A 16,573-nucleotide genomic window follows, 5' to 3' on the forward strand; every position below is an offset into this window, starting at 1 on the left:
GGGCTGCCAGGCGAGGCAGCCCGGGCAGGGCATGCCTTGGGCCGCCGCAAACCGGCCTTCAGCCGTCCCGGTCCACCGCGAAGGGCGACCAGGCCTGGCGCACCGGCATGATCTCCAGCCGGTTGATGTTCAGGTGCGGCGGCAGCGAGGCCACGTAGAAGATCTGCTCGGCGATGTCCTCGGCCGACATGGGCGTGGTGCCGCGGTAGATCTTCTCGGCCGCGTCCTGGTTGCCCTTGTAGCGCACCAGCGAGAATTCGGTCTCGGCCATGCCGGGCGCGATGTCGGTCACCCGCACGCCGGTCTTGATCAGGTCGCAGCGCAGGTTGTAGCTGAACTGCTGCACGAAGGCCTTGGTGGCGCCGTACACGTGCCCGCCCGGATAGGGCCACTGGCCGGCCACCGAGCCGATGTTGATGATGCTGGCGCCCGCGCCCGTCTCGATCAGGCGCGGCAGCAGCGCATGGGTGACGTTGACCAGTCCCGTGACGTTGGTGTCGATCATGGTCTGCCAGTCTTGCAGCGCCACCTCCTGCGCGGGCTGGGCCGCAAGCGCCAGGCCGGCGTTGTTCACCAGGGTGGTGACGGCGGTAAAAGGCCCGGGCAGGGCCTGGACCATATCGGCCACGGCTTGCGCATCGCGCACGTCCAGCACGGCCGTGTGCACGGGCACCTGGCCTTGCAACTCCTGCTTGAGCGCTTCGAGCCGGTCGGCGCGCCGGCCGCAAAGAATCAACGACCAGCCGGCCGCGGCAAAGCGCCGGGCGCTGGCGCGCCCGAAGCCGGAGGTGGCGCCGGTGATGAAGACGACGGGTTTCATGGGTCTGGCTTTCTCTGTTGGGTTGACGAAAGGCGCCGCGGGGCGAGAGCCCGCGCGGGCAAGGCGGGTCAGTCCTTGCGCTCGAGGAACTTGCGCACCCGTTCGGTGGCCGGGCGGGAAAAGAAGCTTTCCGGATCGCCCCGCTCGATGATCTGGCCGCGGTCCAGGAATACGACCTGGTCGGACACCGCGCGGGCGAAATCCATCTCGTGCGTGACCACCATCATCGTATAGCCATCGGCCGACAGGGTGCGCATGACTTCCAGCACCTCGCCCACCCGCTCCGGATCCAGGGCCGAAGTGGGCTCGTCGAACAGCAGCACCTGCGGCTCGATGGCCAGCACCCGGGCGATCGCCACGCGCTGCTTCTGTCCGCCCGAGAGCGTGTGCGGATATTGCGCGGCCTTTTCGGCCAGGCCGACCTTATCGAGCAGCGCCAGCGCTTTCTCGCGCGCCTGGGCGCGCGGCACGCCCTGCACGTGCACCGGCACTTCCATCACGTTCTGCAGCACGTTGAAGTGCGGCCACAGGTTAAAGCCCTGGAACACCATGCCGGTGCGCGCGCGGGCGGCGGCCAGCTGGCGCGCGCGCATGGGCTTGCCGGTGCGCTCGTCCACGCCCATGCGGTGGCCGGCCACGTAGACCTCGCCGCGGTCGGGCTGCTCCAGCCAGTTGATGCAGCGCAAAAGCGTGGACTTGCCCGAGCCCGAGGAGCCCAGGATGCTGATTACCTCGCCCTTGCGCACGGTCATGTCGATGTCGCGCAGCACCTCGTAGCCATCGAAGCTCTTGGACAGGCGCCGGATATGTACGGCAGGGATCTCGTCATTCATGTTCGATGCCTCGCTTGACGCCTGGCTGCCGGGCCAGGCGCACCAGCGCTTCGATGGCCGCGCCGATGATCCAGTACAGGGCGATGGCGACCACGAAGGCCTCCACCGGAATGAAGTAGCGCGATTGCACGGCGTTGGCCGCCGCGGTCAGCTCGGCCACGGTGATGATGCTCAGGAAGGCCGTGTCCTTCAGGCACATGATGTATTGGTTGCCCAGCACGCCGCGGGTGCGCATGGCCAGTTGCGGCAGCACGATGCGCACGAAGGCGCGCCCGCGCGTGTAGCCGTGGGCGTAGGCCGCCTCCAGCGAGCCGGGCGCCAGCGTCAGGCGCGCGCCGCGCAGGATTTCGGCCAGGTAGGCGGCGTGGTACAGGCTTAGCCCCGCCAGGCCGGCCTGCCAGGCGGTCAGGCGCAGGCCGAAGGCAGGCAGGCCGTAGTACAGCAGGTAGGCGAAGATCAGGAAGGGCAGCATGCGCATGGCGTCGATGCCCGCGCGCAGCAGCCGGCGCGCCGGGTTGTCGCGGCCTTCCAGGGCGTAGACCAGCAGGCAGCCCAGCGCGCTGGCGGCCGCGGCCGACAGCACGAACAGGACCAGCGTCGAGACGAAGCCGGCCGCGAAGGTATCGCGCGCGGACCAGACCACGGACCAGTTGCTCATTGCCTTTGCCTCCCGTTCAGCCGGCCAGGCGGCTGGCGTTGCGCTGGGCCCAGGCCTGCAGCCGGACCAGCACGGCGATCAGCGCCATGTAGATGGCGGCCGCGGCCAGTATCGGCGGCAGGGGCTCGTAGGTCACGGCGGCGATGCGGTTGGTGACGCGGCTCAGGTCCACCAGGCCGATGATGGCGATGGCCGGGCTGCCCTTGATCAGGAAGGACATCTCGTTGATCAGGCCGGGCAGGCTGTTTTGCACCATCTGCGGCAGCATGATGCGCCGGAACATCAGCGCCGGCGGCATGCCGCAGGCCAGGGCGGCCTCGCGCTGCTCGCGCGAGAAGCTGCGAAAGGCCGCGCGCCAGATCTCGGCGTTGAAGGCCGAGGTGTTCAGCGTCAGCGCCAGCACCGCCAGGGCCTCGCGGCTGGCCGGCAGGCCCACCGCCGGCGCGGCCAGGAACAGGAACAGCACCAGCGTGACCAGCGGAGTCACGCGCGCCAGGCTGATCCAGGCAGCCACGATCTGGTCGATCACCGGGATGCGGGCCATCCTGAGCAGGGCCAGGCCCAGCCCCAGCACCACGCCCAGCGCGATCGACAGGCCGGAGATCCAGGCGGTCAGCCAGGCTCCTTCTAGCAGCATGCGCCAGGCGTGCGCGTCCATATGGGTCGCCCGCGCCCGTGCTACTGCAGGCCCGCGAGGCGGTGGAACTGCTCGACCGTGGTGATCGGCTCGGTGGGCAGGTCCGGGAAGGTCTCGCCGAACCACTTCTCCTGCAGCGCGGCCAGCCGGCCGCTGTCGCGGATGTGGGTCATGAAGCCGGCCATGAAGTCGCGCAGCCCCGGGCTGTTCTTGGGGATGGGCCAGGCCGCGAAGCCGTCGCCCGACACCGCCACGCCTTTCTCGAAGACCTTGGGCCGCGCCTTGACAAGGTCGTTGACCGAGATCACCGCGTTGATGACGTAGTCCAGCCGGCCATTGGCCAGGTCGGCGTAGGCTTCCGGATAGGACTGGTACTGCACCACCTGGCCCAGCTTGCCGCCCGTCTGCGCCAGCATCTTCTCCAGTTCGGGCAGGCGCGCCAGCAGGGCGCTGCCGGCCTGCAGGCCGACCGTCTTGCCGCTCAGGCTGGCCACGTCCGAGAGCCTGTCGTCGCCAGCGCGCTTGACGTAGTAGTGCTGGGCCGAGGCGAAGGGCGGGGCGAAATCGAACACCCGCAGGCGCTCGTCGGTGACCAGCGCCCCGGTGAAGGCCATGTCGTATTGCCCGCCAGAGACCGCGGCCAGCAGGCCCGTCCAGGGCAGGATCTCCTGGCGTATCTCGAACTTGGCGTAGGCCTTCAGGTCTTCGAGCAGCTCGGCATGAAAGCCCGAGGGCTTGCCTTCGGCGATGAAGTTGAAGGGCGCGTAGTCGTCCTCGGTGGCGACTGTCATGGTCCCGCGTTTTTCGATATCGGCCAGGTCGGCATGCGCCGGCGCGGCCAGTATCAGGCCGGCCGCCAGCAGGGCGCCGCGCCAGGCAGCGCGGTGCCGGGCCAGCAGGTCGGAGAGCATCGGAAGAGAGTGTTTGCGCATGGCGTTCCCCTTGGAAGTGGCTCTGGTCTCCTTCCCTCGCTCTTGGATCTCGGCGGTCCCGGGCATCTTAGGGGCGAGCCCGGCGCGGCCGATAGGGACAGTTGCGGCCAGTGCGCTGGCCAGCTGCCGCGCCGCTGGCCCGGATATTGCTTGCAGGCGGAGCGGTGCAGATCGCAGCGCAGGAACCCGCCGTCATGATCGATCACTACTTTCACCTGGACTTTCGCCACGAACGCGGCTTGCAGGAGCAGTTGCGCGAGTCGCTGGTCGACGCCATCCTGCATGGCATCTTCCCGCCGGACGAGCCGCTGCCTTCGTGCCGCCAGCTCTCGCAGCAGCTGTCGGTCTCGCGCAATACCGTGGCACTGGTCTACGAGAGCTTGCTGGAGAAGGGCTATCTGCAAAGCCGGCCGCGCAGCGGCTACTACCTGCATCCGGACTACCGGCAGGTCGGCCAGGCCGCGCCCGGCATGCCCCGCACCGGGGCGCAGGCCGGCGGCCATGAACCAAGGTGGAGCGCGCGGCTGCAGCGCCAGCCCAGCCTGCGCCAGGGTGTGCTGCGCCCGAGCAACTGGCGCCAGTACGACTATCCCTTCGTCTACGGCCAGGCCGATCCCGACCTGTTTCCCCTGGCGGACTGGCGCCGCGCCAGCCGCGAAATGCTGCGCGCCGGCCGCCACGGCGGCTGGATCGGCGATGCCATGGACCAGGACGATCCCGAGCTGATCGAGCAGCTGCGCACGCGCGTGCTGCCCAAGCGCGGCATCCGCGCCTCGGCCGGCGAGATCCTGGTGACGCTGGGTTCGCAGAACGCGCTGGCGCTGATCGCGCAGCTGCTGATGGGGCCGGGCGTGCGCGTGGGCATCGAAAGCCCGGGCTTTCGCGACGCCTGGAACATTTTCGAGATGCAGGGTGCGCAGGTGTCGCTGCACCAGGTGGACGAGCAGGGCATCCGCATCGACGAGCGCCTGGCGCGCTGCGACTACGTCTACGTGATGCCCAGCCACCAGGTGCCCACCGGCGTGACGCTAAGCCCGGCGCGCCGCACGCGGCTGTGGAGCCAGGCCCACCGGCGCGACCAGGTCATCATCGAGGACGACTACGACGCCGACCTGGACCTGGCCAGCCATCCGCTGCCCGCGCTCAAGGCCGATGACCGGCACGGCCGCGTCATCTACCTGAGCAGCCTGTCCAAGTGCCTGGCGCCGGGCCTGCGGCTGGGCTACCTGGTGGCCGACGAGGAACTGGTGCGCGAGCTGCGCGCGCTGCGCCGGCTGATGTACCGCCATCCGCCGCTGAACAACCAGCGCCTGCTGGCGCTGTTCCTGGCGCAGGGCGACTACGACGCGCACCTGCGGCGCTATCGCGCGGCGCAGCGGCGCAAGCACGACCTGTTGCGCACGGCCATCGACCGGCGCCTGGGCAGCTGCCGCTATGCCGACGGTGCGGGTGCGGCGGCGTTCTGGCTGCGCGCCCCGGCCGGGATCAACACGCAGAAGCTGACCTGGGCGGCTTCGCGCCGCAGCGTCATGATCGAGCCGGGGTTTCGCCACTTTTTTGGCGAGGCGCCCGACGACCGCCACTTCCGCCTGGGCTTTCAGGCCATCCCGGCCGAGCGCATCGAGCCGGGCATCGCCTTGCTGGCCGAGGTGATGGACAGGATATGAGGTCGGGGCCCTAGGCGCTTGCCTGGCCCAGCACGCCGTCCAGCACGTCCAGCGCCTGTTCTACCTGGGCGGCGGTCACGATGCACGGCGGGGCCAGGTGGATGCGGTTCTCGACCAGGAAGGCCAGCAGGCCGGCGTCCAGCAGCGCCCGGCGCACCGCGGCCATGCGCGCCGGCGGCAGGGGTGCGCGGGTCGAAGGGTCGGCCACCAGTTCCAGCGCCCAGAACAGCCCCAGGCCGCGCGCCTGCCCGATGACGGCATGGCGCGCGGCCAGCTCGCGCACGCCCGGTCCCAGGACCTCCTGGCCGATGCGCCGGGCGTTGCCCACCATGTCCTCTTCCTGCATGGCATCGAGGGTGGCGACGATGGCCGCCATCGCCAGCGGATGGCCCGAGTAGGTCAGCCCGCCGGGAAAGTAGCGGTCGTGGAAATGCTCGCAGATCCGCTCGGAGACGATGACGCCGCCCGCCGGGACATAGCCCGAGTTCACCCCCTTGGCGAAGGTGATGAGATCGGGCGTGACGCCGAAATGCTCGTGGGCCAGCCAGGCCCCGGTGCGGCCGAAGCCGGCCATGACTTCGTCCAGGATCAGCAGCAGGCCGAACTCGTCGGCCAGGGCGCGCACGCCGGGCAGATAGCCGGGCGGGGGCACGAGCACGCCGGCCGTGCCCGGGACGGATTCGAGCAGGATGGCAGCCACGCTGGCCGGCCCCTCGCATTCGATCACGCGGCGCAGGTGGCGCAGCGCCCGCTCGCATTCCTCGTCCTGCGTCTGCGCCTGGAACTCGCTGCGGTACAGGTAGGGCGTGAAGAAATGCACATGGCCGCGCGAATACTCGTTGGGCACGCGGCGCGGGTCGCCGGTGGCCACGATGGCCGCGCCGGTATTGCCATGATAGGAGCGGTAGGCCGAAAGAATCTTGTCGCGGCCCGTATACAGTCGCGCCATGCGCATGGCGTTCTCGTTGGCGTCGGCCCCGCCGTTGGTGAAAAACACCTTCTGAAAGCCCTGCGGCGCGCGCGCCAGGATGCGCTGGGCCGCCTGGCCGCGCACCGCCGTCGCATGGGCCGGCGCCAGGGTGCACAGCTGCGCGGCCTGTTCCTGGATGGCGCGCACCACCTTGGGATGCTGGTGGCCGATGTTGGTGTTGATCAGCTGGCTGCTGAAATCCAGGTACTCGCGTCCTTCGTAGTCCCACAGCGTGCAGCCGCTGCCGCCGGCGAAGGCCAGCGGATCGAGCTGGCCCTGGACCGACCACGAATGAAAGACGTGGCGCAGGTCCAGTTCGCATGCCTGCCTGTTGGTGATGCCGTCGAATTGCTTCATGGATAGTCCTTGCCGATGCCTGCGCGCCAAGCCGGCGTGCGCGCCCCGCCTGGCGGCCACTATAGGGCAGCGGCGCGCCGCCCTATAGAGCCAGATCGCGCCGGCCCATGGGCCAGCGCGCGTGCGCGGCGGCAGGCCGGGCGGCGCGCCGTCAGCCGGCGGCGCCCGCGGTCTTGGCGGCTGCCTTCGCCGCTTTCTTGGCGGGCGCCTTCTTAGCCGCGGCCTTTTTCGCCGCGGCCTTCTTGGCGGGGGCTTTCTTGGCCGCAGCCTTTTTGGCCGCTGCCTTTTTGGCTGGCGCCTTCTTTGCGGCCGTCGCACCGGCCGGCGCGCCCGCCACGGCCCCCGCCGCCTTGCCAGCCGGCGTCTTGCGCCCGGGCTTCTCGGGCCGCGGCTCGAACTCGAAGCCGATCTTGCCGTCGGCCTGGCGCGAGAGATAGGCCTTGAACTTGCGGTTGGTGCGGCTGGAGACGAAGCCGTCGAGCAGGTCGGTGCGGCCTTCGGCCAGCAGCTTGGCCATCTGCCCGCGCGAGATCTCCTGCTGCAGGATGACCTTGCCCGAACGGAAGTCGCAGCTGCGCTGCGGCCCCACGGATTTCTCGCAGACGTAGCTCATGCCGTGCTCGAACACGCGCGCCGAGCACTTGGGGCAGGGGCCCAGCGGCTCGGACTGAGAGAAATCCACCGGCTCGTCGTTCTGCTCGTCGTTCTGGCCGAAGTCGAATTCGAGCTTGCAGTCGGCATCGAGCTTGAGGATGGCCGCGAAGGGGCGGCCCATCTTGCTGATGAAGCCCGACAGCGGGCCGATCTCGCGCTTGGCCAGCAGTTCCTCGACCTCGGGCAGCTCGAAGGTGCGCCCGCCCGGATGCTTGCCGATGGAAAAATCGCAGTTCGTGCAGGCGTAGCGGCGGTAGTTTTCCTTGACCACGCCGCCGCACTTGGGGCAGGGCGTGCTCAGGGTGGCGTAGTCGCCGGGCACGGTGTCGCGGTCGTATTCCTTGGCGCGCTTGACGATGACTTGCGTCATCTGCGCGATCTCGCGCATGAAGGCGTCGCGGTCGAGCTGGCGCTGCTCGATCTGCTTGAGCTTGTGCTCCCATTCGCCGGTGAGCTCGGGCGAGGTCAGCTCGGCCACGTCCAGGCCCGAGAGCAGCGTCATCAGCTGGCGCGCCTTGGCCGTGGGCACCAGGTCGCGGCCCTCGCGGCGCAGGTATTGCTCGTTGATCAGCCCTTCGATGATGGCCGCGCGCGTGGCCGGCGTGCCCAGGCCGCGTTCGGACATGGCCTCGCGCAGCTCTTCGTCCTCGACCAGCTTGCCGGCGCCTTCCATGGCCGAGAGCAGCGTGGCTTCGTTGTAGCGGGGCGGCGGCTTGGTGGCCAGCGGCACGGCCTGGACTTCCTCGGTGCGGACCGGCTCGTTCTCGGCCACGGCGACCAGGCTGCCTTCCTCGCCCTGCGCCTCGCGGCCGTAGATGGCCAGCCAGCCGGGCGAGACCAGCACCTTGCCCTCGGTCTTGAAGACGTGCCCGGCCACGTGGGTCTGGCGGGTGGTCAGGCGAAATTCGGCCGGGGGGAAGAACACCGCCAGGAAGCGCTTGACCACCAGGTCGTAGAGCTTGGCCTCGGCCTCGCTCAGGTCGCGCGGCACCTGCAGCGTCGGAATGATGGCGAAGTGGTCCGATACCTTCTTGTTGTCGAAGATGCGCCGGTTGGGCTTGACCCAGCCCTGCGAGACGACGCGCGCCGCGTGCGGGCGCAGCGCGCCGGTCAGCGCCGACTCGGCCTGCGCCAGGTTGCCGATGGTGTCCTTGACCGTGCCCAGGTAGTCCTCGGGCAGGTAGCGCGAGTCGGTCCGCGGATAGGTCAGCGCCTTGTGCCGCTCGTACAGCGACTGCGCCAGCGCCAGCGTGGTCTTGGCCGAGAAGCCGAAGCGGCCGTTGGCCTCGCGCTGCAGCGAGGTCAGGTCGAACAGCGCCGGCGACATCTGCGTCGAAGGCCGCGATTCCTCGGTGACGGTGCCGGCCTGGCCGCGGCAGGCGGCGACCACGCTTTGCGCGGCCGCCTGCGACCACAGGCGCGACTCGCGTTTTTCGGGATCGCGTTCGTCCTTGACGAACTTGGGATCGAACCAGCGGCCCTCGTACAGGCCGGCGGCCGCCACGAAGGTGGCCCGTACTTCCCAGTAGTCGCGCGAGACGAAGCGGCGGATGCGTTCCTCGCGCTCGGCCACGATGGCCAGGGTGGGCGTTTGCACGCGTCCGACCGGCGTCTTGAAGAAGCCGCCGTCCTTGCTGTTGAAGGCCGTCATGGCGCGCGTGCCGTTGATGCCCACCAGCCAGTCGGCCTCGGCGCGCGAGCGGGCCGCGGCCTCCAGCGGGCGCAGCGCCTCGTCTTCGCGCAGGTTCTCGAAGGCCTCGCGGATGGCCGCCTGGGTCATGGACTGCAGCCACAGGCGCTTGACCGGCTTGCTGGTGCCGGCGTACTGGACGATGTAGCGAAAGATCAGCTCGCCTTCGCGCCCGGCGTCACAGGCGTTGATCAGGCTGTCCACGTCCTTGCGCTTGATCAGGCGCACCAGCAGCTTGAGCCGCTCGGCCGATTTCTTGTCGGCCGGGCCCAGCTCGAACTCGGGCGGGATCACCGGCAGGTGCGTGAAGCTCCATTTGCCCTTGACCGGATCGTTGGGCGCCACCAGCCCCAGCAGATGGCCGATGCTGGACGCCAGCACGTAACGTTCGCTTTCAAAATAGTCGCCTTCGCGAGCGAAGCCTCCCAGCGCGCGCGAGATATCGAGAGCCACTGAGGGCTTCTCGGCAATGATCAATGTTTTAGCCATGCGGTTCCAAAGGCGACGATCGTCGCGATAGCGCGGGAATATTAAGTGCGGAGTTTCGCGCGGTGCAAGTCGGGGCCGGAGCAGGCGGTCCGTACCGAACCATAGCGCAAATGCGGCCGGCCCCCGCCGCGCTGCGCCATAATCGTGATTTCACCATCCCGGCGCCCGGCCCCTGTCCGGCGCCGGCTTGCCAAGGAGCGCCATGCCGGACGCCACGATGCAAGCCCCCCTGCAAAGCGCGGTGCGCTGGCAGCGTTTCCTGTCGGCCACCGCGCTGGGCTTGTCGGTCGTCCTGCTGGCCAGCGCGCTGGTATGCCTGGTGGCGGCCAATTGGCCGGCCTTGCCGGTATGGGCCCGGCTGTCCGGCGCCCAGGCGCTGCTGGTGCTTTGCGTGGCGCTCGCCCTGGCGCTGGGGCGCCGGCGCGCCCGGCCGGCCAGCGCCCTGCGCAGCCGCGCCTGGCGCGCGGCCCTGTTGCTGGCCGGCCTGGTGCTGGGCGCATTGCTGGCGCTGCTGGGCCAGACCTACCAGACCGGCGCCGATACCTGGCAGCTGTTCGCATGGTGGGCCGCCTTGCTGCTGCCCTGGGCCTGGGCAGGCGGCACCGCCCTGTGGATACTCTGGCTGCTGGTGGCCAACGTGGCCCTGCTGTGCCTGCTGGGCGAGCGCACCCCGCTGGGCTGGCTCAGCGTGACCGGCTCGCCGCTGGCCGCCCTGGTGCTGGGCGGCTTCAATTTCCTCGTGCTGGGCGCCTGGGAGGCCATCGGCCTGGCGCGCGGCCTGCGCGCGCGCACCGGCCCGCGGCTGGCCGCGGCCCTGGCGCTGGGCGCCTTGACCGCCAGCGTCGCGGTAGGCGCGCCGCTGCCGGCCAACTGGCTCGTCCTGCTGGCGCTGTTCGCCGGCCTGGCGGCCTGGTACCGGCGCGTGCGGCCCGATCGCGTGGTGCTGGCCTGTATCGTGCTATGCGTGATGCTCGTCTCCTTGCGCGCGGCCAGCCACTGGCTGTGGATGCTGCTGCCGGGCCCGGCCGTCGCCTTGCCGCTGGCGGCCCTGCTGCTGGCCCAGGCGGCCTGGGCGGCGCGCTGGCTCGGGCGCGGGGCCGGCGGCGTGCAGGGCGGACAGGCGGACGCGGCCGCCGCGCCTGCCTGGTATGTCCAGGCATTGCTTGCTTTCGGCGCCTGGCTGTCCAGCGTGCTGCTGCTGGGCTTTGCCGTCTCCTCCGGCCTTTTCGGCCTGGACAACGCGCTGCCCGCCGGCCTGGCCCTGTGCGTGACGGCGGCCGTGGCGCTGCGGCTGCTGCCGGCCCGATGGGTGTTCCTGCGGCAGGCGGCGGTGGCCGTGGCCGCCGGTTCGGCGGCGCTGGCGCTGGCCGGCTTGCCCTGGTTCAGCAGCGGCGAGCCCGCCGCCGGCCATTGGGCCGGCGCGTTCGGCATGCTGGCCCTGCTTTATGCCGCCGCGCCGGACCGCACCTTGCGGCTGCTGTGCGCGCTGGGCATGGCCGGCGCCTGCGCCGCCGGTTTCTTCGCCCTGCATGCGGACAGCGGCTTGCTGCGCTGGCTGTTCGAGCCCTCGTCCGGCGACGCCCTGCGCACCCGGCTGGTGCCGGTGGCCGTGCTGGCCTGGGGGGCGGCGGCCGCCTTCCTGCTGGCCTACGCGCCCGAGCGCCCGCGCACGGCCCAGGCGCTGGCGCCGCTGGCCTGGGCCTGGATGCTGGCGGCGCAAGGCTATGCCTGGATCGCCGGGGGCGTGCCGCTGTCCGAGCTGCCCGCCCTGTGGGCCCTGTACCGGCCCGCCGCCTTGGCGGCGCTGGCCATCGTGCTGCTGCCGGTCTGCTGCCTGGCCCTGCTGGCCAGCACCGAATCGGACGAGCCCCAGGGCGGGCTGAGCGCCCCGTGGCGCGCCGGGGCCTGCCTGGGCGTGCTGGCGCTGGCGCTGCTCTGGACCGCGTCGCCGGGCATCTCGCTGGCGCTGAGCTGGCTGATACTGGGCCAGGGCCGCGCGCGCCGCCACCTGGCCGCCTTTGGCGCCGTGGCCGGCTTGCTCTACCTGATCCAGTATTACCACCACCTGCAGGTGCCGCTGCTGGGCAAGGCCTTGTGGCTGGCGGCCGCCGGCGCCCTGGCCCTGCTGCTGTTCGTGCTGGCGGCCGCGGCGGCGCGCCGCGCGCTCAGGGTGCAGGCCACGGCGCCCGCGCCGGCGCCCCCGGCCCGCGTGCGGCGCCGCTACCACTGGCGCGCCGCCATGGTGGTGCTGGGCCTGGCGATGGCGCTGGGCCTGAGCAACGGCAGCATCTGGCTGCGCGAACGCACGCTGGCGCATGGGCAGGTGGTGCGGCTGGCGCTGGCGCCGGCCGATCCGCGCAGCCTGATGCAGGGTGACTACATGGCGCTGGATTTCGAGGTCGCCGTGCAGATGATGCGGCTGCGCCCGCCCAGGGCGGCGCCCGATACGCCGTACTTCGAGGTGCCCCGGGACGGCTATCTGATCCTGCGGCCCGATGCCCAGGGCGTGGCGCGCCTGGTCCGGCTGCAGCAAAGCCCGCAGCCGCGCGGCCAGGGCGAGATCGCGCTGCGCTACCGCAAGCGCGCCGGCCGGGTCCATGTGGTCACCAACGCCTACTTCTTTCCCGAGGGGCAGGCGCACCGCTACCAGGGCGCGCGTTATGGCGAGTTTCGCGTCAACGAATACGGCACCGGCCTGCTGGTGCGCCTGCTGGACGAGCGGCTCGAACCGCTTTAGCGCCCGGCTGGGCGGTGGGGCTGCCTGCCCGCTGCGCACGCCGGCCGGCGTCTCAGGCGCGGGCGTCCAGGCGCCGCTCGCCAAAGCGCCGCGCCCAGTGGGCCGTGGCCTGCGGCCAGAAAGCCGCCAGGTCCCGCGCCGGCAGCGCCGGCAGGCCCAGCTGGCGCCAGGCCGCTTGCAGGGTATCGAGCGGCCGCGAAAGGTCCAGCGCCGGCGCGCCGTTCTGCTTGGACAGCTTCAGGCCGCGCTCGTCGTACACCAGCGGCACGTGCATGACGCGCGGCGCCGGCACGCCCAGCAGGCGCGCCAGCACCCGCTGGCGGGCCGTCGAGCCGAGCAGATCCTGGCCGCGCACCACGTCGGTGACGCCTTGCGCGGCATCGTCCACCACCACCGCCAGCTGATAGGCCCACAAGCCGTCGGCGCGGCGCAGCACGAAGTCGCCGATGGCCTGAGAGACATCCTGCTCTTGCGGCCCGAGCCAGCGGTCGTCGAAACGTTCCGTGCCCTCGGGCACGCGCAGCCGCCAGGCGCGCGGGACGCGGCCGGGCGGCAGGCCGTTGCGGCAGGTGCCGGCATAGGGACGCTCGCCCTCGGGCAGCTGGCCGTGGCGCTGCAGGGCCGAATCGGCGATCTCGCGGCGGGTGCAGCCGCAGGGGTAGACCCTGCCTTGCTCGGCCAGCTGCTGCAGGGCGGTTTCGTAGGCGGCGTCGCGTTGCGACTGCCAGATCACCGGGCCGTCCCAGTGCATGCCCAACGCGCGCAGCTGGTCCATGATGCAGCGGTCGGCGCCCGGCACGGCGCGCGGCTTGTCCACGTCTTCGATGCGCAGCAGCCAGCGGCCATGATGCGCGCGCGCGTCCAGGTAACTGGCCAGGGCGGCGACCAGCGAGCCTTCGTGCAGCGGACCGCTGGGACTGGGCGCGAAACGGCCGACGTAGCTCAATGCAGGCGGCGGCCGCCTTCGTCGTCGAGCAGTTCTTCGAGGACGAGGTTGTCGATCTCGGCCTCCTGGCTCCAGAGCACCATCAGCGCGATGATCTTGAGTTTTTCCAGCGAGACGGGCGATTCGTCGATGGCCATGGCGCGGTCGATCACGATCTCGCGCAGCGGCGCGGGCAGCACCCCGGCCGACTCCAGGAAGGCCACGAAGCCGATGGCCTCGGAACCCAGCTGGGCATATTCGGTGTCGGCGTAGACGCGGGTGCCCGTGGCGGGCGACTGGGCCAGTTCGACGCAGCGTTCGGTGGTCTCGGCCAGGCCGTAGAGCCAGCCCAGCGCATCGTCGATGTCCTCGTGCTCGAAGCCCGCGGCGACCAGGCGCCGGGTGAGGACGTCCGCCGCGGGACAGGCTTGCGGCGTGTAGTAATTTTCGAACAGGTAAACCAGAATGTCGTACATATATCGTGCAGCTCGGTTGACCCCGTCGCGCCCCCGGGCGTGCAGCCACCGACGGCTTGAACGTAACTTTACTCTACGCTGATTTGTCATGCCGGGCAACTTGAGCGCCGGGCGCTTTGCGGCGATGCAGCAAGCCCCCTCGGGCGGGGCGCGACCGTCGCCTTAAAGGGACCGACCCCCAATCGACGCTTGCATCCTGGGGCGGTCCGGCCGTTTGCGCTGCGATGCAGCATGCAATACAGTGATTGCTGGCGATCGTCCCATCACAATAATTTCAGGATCAGGTTTTCATGTCCGCCGCCCTAGCCACCCTGCTGACGCAGTATCTGGACCAGCAGCAGGAACACCAGACGGATTTCCTGCGCGAGCTGGTCCGGGCGCCGTCCGACAACCCGCCGGGCAACTGCGCCAGCCACGGCCAGCGCCTGCAGGCGCTGCTCGCCTCGCTGGGACTGGCGGTCGAGGCCTTCAGCGTGCCGGCCGAGGAAGTGCGCGCCAACAGCATGATCTCGGCCACCAACCTCATCGTGCGCCATGCCTTCGGCTCGGGCGGGCCGGTGGTGGCCCTGAACGCGCACGGCGATGCGGTGCCGCCCGGCCTGGGCTGGCGGCGCGATCCCTACGCGGCGCGCATCGAGGACGATCCCGAGCACGGCCCGGTCATGTACGGGCGCGGCGTGGCGGTCTCCAAGTCGGACATCGCCGCCTACACCTGGGTGCTGCTGGCGCTGCGCGAGGCCGAGCGCCAGGGCGCCCGCCTGCGCGGGCGCATCGAGCTGCACTTTACCTACGACGAGGAAGCGCGCGGCGAAATCGGCCCCAAGTGGCTGCTGGCCCGCGAGCTGACCTGTCCGGACTATGCCATCTGCGCCGGCTTTTCCTATGCCGTCACCAATGCGCACAACGGCTGCCTGCAGGTCGAGATCAACGTGCGCGGCAAGCAGGCCCACGCCGCCATGCCGGCCAGTGGCGCCGACGCGCTGGAGGCGGCCAACCGCATCCTGAGCGCCCTGTACGCCTACCGCGACCGGCTCTGTACACGGCATTCGGCCTCGCCGGGCATCGACACGCCCTCGCTCATCGTGGGCACCATCCGCGGCGGCATCAACACCAACGTCGTGCCGGACCTGGTCACCTTCCGCGTGGACCGGCGCATGATCCCCGAAGAGGCCGGCGAGGACGCCGAGGGCGAGCTGCGGCGCATCGTCGAGCAGGCCGTGGCGCCGTGCAGGGGCGTGTCGGTCAGCGTGCGCCGGCTGCTGCTGGCCAACCCCCTGGCGCCGCTGCCGGGCGTGGAAAGGCTGTGCGAGCCGCTGGCCCGCCATGCCCGCGACATCTTCCAGACCGACATCCCGCTGCAAGGGGTGCCGCTGTTTACCGACGCGCGCCACTATGCCGCGCGCGGCATTCCCACCGTGCTGTATGGCGCGGGCCCGCGCAGCATGCTCGAGGCGCGCGGGCACAACAGCGACGAGAACCTGCGCCTGAACGACCTGTACCGGGCCAGCAAGGTGCTGGCCCTGAGCGTGGCCGAGCTGCTGGCCGCGCCGGCAGGATCCTAGGGCGCACGGCGGGCCCGCGGCGCAGCCGCCGCGGGCCCGCCGTGCATGCGCCGTCCTGGCGCATCGCGCGCCGCTTCCGTGCGCGCCTGCGCCATCATGGGGCGCGCTGGCCGCGATCCATCACCACCCCGTACCAGCCCAGGCCGGCATAGGTTTCATAGCCGGGCGTCAGGGCGTAGCCGACCAGGCCGTCCTCGCTGGCGTAGTAGCCGTCCTGCCGGTCCATGGGCAGGTTCAGCGCGTCGGGCACGTCATCGGCGCTGGCCGCGATGACGCGTTGGCTGGCGTCCACCACCATGCAGCGCACCGTGGCCGCCTCCTCGGCGTCCAGGCGTATGCCCTTGACCACCGAGGCGGCCTGCTTGGACCAGTCGAAGAACACCGCCAGTACGCCGTGCCGGGCGGCGGGGTCGTCCGGATCGGCATGGATGGTGGCCGCGTAGACCGCGCAGGACGCGCCTTCCAGCGCCGCCACGGGCTGCACGTCGCCGGCGGCGTAGTCCTGCGGGCCGGCGCAGGCCAGGGCCTGGCGGAACCAGGGCTGCTGGCGCACGTCGTGGCCCCGCGCCTGCGGGTAGTCCTGCGGCCGGCCGTTGCACAGCACCTTGCCGTCCAGGCCGATCACCCAGATGTCCAGGTAGACCGTGTAGGTGTCCAGGATGATGCCCAGCCGCGCCTGCGCCGATTCGAGCCGCTGCGGGCCGGGTGCGGCGGCCAGCGCCTGGACGGCCGACTCGGTGGCCCACCAGCGCACGTCGCAGGTGCGTTCGTAGAGGTTGCGGTCGATGGTTTCGATCACGTTGCGCGCCAGGTCGGCCAGGCGCTGCCCGCGCGCGCGCCGCAGCGCCTGCTGCATGGCCAGGCCGACGTCGCGCAATTCGTCCTGCAGCGAGCTGGCCAGGGCTTCGATGCGGTCGGAGACCTCCCGCACCCGCCCGGCCACCACGGCGAAGCTGCGGCCGGCCTCGCCGACGTGGGAGGCCTCTATCGCCGCGTTCAGGCTCAACAGCCGGGTCTCCAGGGTGATGGCCTTGATTTCGCCGATCTTCACGGAAGTGATGTGATCGATGCGCAGCGACAGCTCGGCGACGTTGTGGGAGGCTTGCATGGCGAAAGAGGGTCTGAAATATCTGGTTTATCTTTGATAGATAAAGCAATATCCGTGC

Annotated in this window: 13 protein-coding genes; 3 read left to right on the forward strand and 10 right to left on the reverse strand. The window is 70.6% G+C overall.

The genetic code is table 11. The features are described 5' to 3' along the window. Positions 1-58: 58 nt before the first annotated feature. The 5 genes from V8Z80_RS10560 to V8Z80_RS10580 form a co-directional block, all read right to left on the reverse strand. Positions 59-820, reverse strand: a complete 762-nt coding sequence (locus tag V8Z80_RS10560; protein ID WP_336061988.1) for an SDR family NAD(P)-dependent oxidoreductase — start codon at positions 818-820, stop codon at positions 59-61. Positions 821-888: 68 nt separating this feature from the next. After that, positions 889-1,653, reverse strand: coding sequence for an amino acid ABC transporter ATP-binding protein (locus tag V8Z80_RS10565; protein WP_336061989.1), 765 nt, complete (start codon positions 1,651-1,653; stop codon positions 889-891). Then, positions 1,646-2,311, reverse strand: coding sequence for an amino acid ABC transporter permease (locus tag V8Z80_RS10570; protein WP_155196927.1), 666 nt, complete (start codon positions 2,309-2,311; stop codon positions 1,646-1,648). The genes V8Z80_RS10565 and V8Z80_RS10570 overlap by 8 nt, the downstream gene beginning before the upstream one ends. 16 nt (positions 2,312-2,327) lie before the next feature. After that, complete coding sequence (locus V8Z80_RS10575; RefSeq protein ID WP_336061990.1) at positions 2,328-2,948, reverse strand: amino acid ABC transporter permease; 621 nt, start codon at positions 2,946-2,948, stop codon at positions 2,328-2,330. A 41-nt stretch (positions 2,949-2,989) separates the two neighbouring features. Further along, a complete protein-coding gene (locus V8Z80_RS10580; RefSeq protein ID WP_336061991.1) occupies positions 2,990-3,880 on the reverse strand; it encodes a transporter substrate-binding domain-containing protein in 891 nt (296 codons plus the stop codon). 194 nt (positions 3,881-4,074) lie between these two features. Between V8Z80_RS10580 and pdxR the strand changes: the two genes are divergently transcribed. Then, entirely contained in the window at positions 4,075-5,547 is a 1,473-nt protein-coding gene (pdxR, locus tag V8Z80_RS10585) for a MocR-like pyridoxine biosynthesis transcription factor PdxR (protein ID WP_336061992.1), read from the forward strand. A gap of 10 nt (positions 5,548-5,557) precedes the next feature. Here pdxR and V8Z80_RS10590 read toward each other — a convergent pair whose 3' ends face one another. Both V8Z80_RS10590 and V8Z80_RS10595 read right to left on the reverse strand, forming a co-directional pair. Continuing rightward, on the reverse strand, positions 5,558-6,874 hold the full coding sequence (locus V8Z80_RS10590) for an aspartate aminotransferase family protein (protein WP_155196924.1): 1,317 nt from the start codon (positions 6,872-6,874) through the stop codon (positions 5,558-5,560). 151 nt (positions 6,875-7,025) lie between these two features. Next, positions 7,026-9,707 carry a DNA topoisomerase III gene (locus V8Z80_RS10595; RefSeq protein ID WP_336061993.1) on the reverse strand — a complete coding sequence of 894 codons (2,682 nt, stop codon included), beginning with the start codon at positions 9,705-9,707 and terminating at the stop codon, positions 7,026-7,028. 202 nt (positions 9,708-9,909) lie between these two features. Between V8Z80_RS10595 and V8Z80_RS10600 the strand changes: the two genes are divergently transcribed. Beyond that, positions 9,910-12,444, forward strand: a complete 2,535-nt coding sequence (locus tag V8Z80_RS10600; protein ID WP_336061994.1) for a GDYXXLXY domain-containing protein — start codon at positions 9,910-9,912, stop codon at positions 12,442-12,444. A gap of 52 nt (positions 12,445-12,496) precedes the next feature. Here the strand turns inward: V8Z80_RS10600 and gluQRS are convergent, their stop codons facing one another. After that, positions 12,497-13,390 carry a tRNA glutamyl-Q(34) synthetase GluQRS gene (gene gluQRS / locus V8Z80_RS10605; protein ID WP_336061995.1) on the reverse strand — a complete coding sequence of 298 codons (894 nt, stop codon included), beginning with the start codon at positions 13,388-13,390 and terminating at the stop codon, positions 12,497-12,499. Further along, positions 13,387-13,845, reverse strand: a complete 459-nt coding sequence (locus tag V8Z80_RS10610; RefSeq protein WP_155196920.1) for a DUF494 family protein — start codon at positions 13,843-13,845, stop codon at positions 13,387-13,389. Before V8Z80_RS10610 ends, gluQRS begins: the two co-directional genes overlap by 4 nt. A gap of 290 nt (positions 13,846-14,135) precedes the next feature. Here V8Z80_RS10610 and V8Z80_RS10615 point away from each other — a divergent pair, with 290 nt between their 5' ends. Further along, positions 14,136-15,407: a M20/M25/M40 family metallo-hydrolase gene (locus tag V8Z80_RS10615; protein ID WP_336061996.1), complete on the forward strand. Its 1,272-nt coding sequence runs from the start codon at positions 14,136-14,138 to the stop codon at positions 15,405-15,407. Between the two features lie 94 nt (positions 15,408-15,501). Here the strand turns inward: V8Z80_RS10615 and V8Z80_RS10620 are convergent, their stop codons facing one another. Then, entirely contained in the window at positions 15,502-16,515 is a 1,014-nt protein-coding gene (locus V8Z80_RS10620; protein ID WP_336061997.1) for a methyl-accepting chemotaxis protein, read from the reverse strand. Positions 16,516-16,573: the final 58 nt, after the last annotated feature.

It is taken from the genome of Orrella sp. JC864 (assembly GCF_037026685.1).
In the GTDB taxonomy this organism is placed as follows: domain Bacteria; phylum Pseudomonadota; class Gammaproteobacteria; order Burkholderiales; family Burkholderiaceae_B; genus Orrella.

Coding starts and splice junctions, on each gene's coding strand:
- V8Z80_RS10560 (WP_336061988.1), bottom strand. CDS start 820: ATGAAACCCGTCGTCTTCATCACCGGCGCCACCTCCGGCTTCGGGCGC.
- V8Z80_RS10565 (WP_336061989.1), bottom strand. CDS start 1,653: ATGAATGACGAGATCCCTGCCGTACATATCCGGCGCCTGTCCAAGAGC.
- V8Z80_RS10570 (WP_155196927.1), bottom strand. CDS start 2,311: ATGAGCAACTGGTCCGTGGTCTGGTCCGCGCGCGATACCTTCGCGGCC.
- V8Z80_RS10575 (WP_336061990.1), bottom strand. CDS start 2,948: ATGCTGCTAGAAGGAGCCTGGCTGACCGCCTGGATCTCCGGCCTGTCG.
- V8Z80_RS10580 (WP_336061991.1), bottom strand. CDS start 3,880: ATGCGCAAACACTCTCTTCCGATGCTCTCCGACCTGCTGGCCCGGCAC.
- pdxR (WP_336061992.1), top strand. CDS start 4,075: ATGATCGATCACTACTTTCACCTGGACTTTCGCCACGAACGCGGCTTG.
- V8Z80_RS10590 (WP_155196924.1), bottom strand. CDS start 6,874: ATGAAGCAATTCGACGGCATCACCAACAGGCAGGCATGCGAACTGGAC.
- V8Z80_RS10595 (WP_336061993.1), bottom strand. CDS start 9,707: ATGGCTAAAACATTGATCATTGCCGAGAAGCCCTCAGTGGCTCTCGAT.
- V8Z80_RS10600 (WP_336061994.1), top strand. CDS start 9,910: ATGCCGGACGCCACGATGCAAGCCCCCCTGCAAAGCGCGGTGCGCTGG.
- V8Z80_RS10610 (WP_155196920.1), bottom strand. CDS start 13,845: ATGTACGACATTCTGGTTTACCTGTTCGAAAATTACTACACGCCGCAA.
- V8Z80_RS10615 (WP_336061996.1), top strand. CDS start 14,136: ATGTCCGCCGCCCTAGCCACCCTGCTGACGCAGTATCTGGACCAGCAG.
- V8Z80_RS10620 (WP_336061997.1), bottom strand. CDS start 16,515: ATGCAAGCCTCCCACAACGTCGCCGAGCTGTCGCTGCGCATCGATCAC.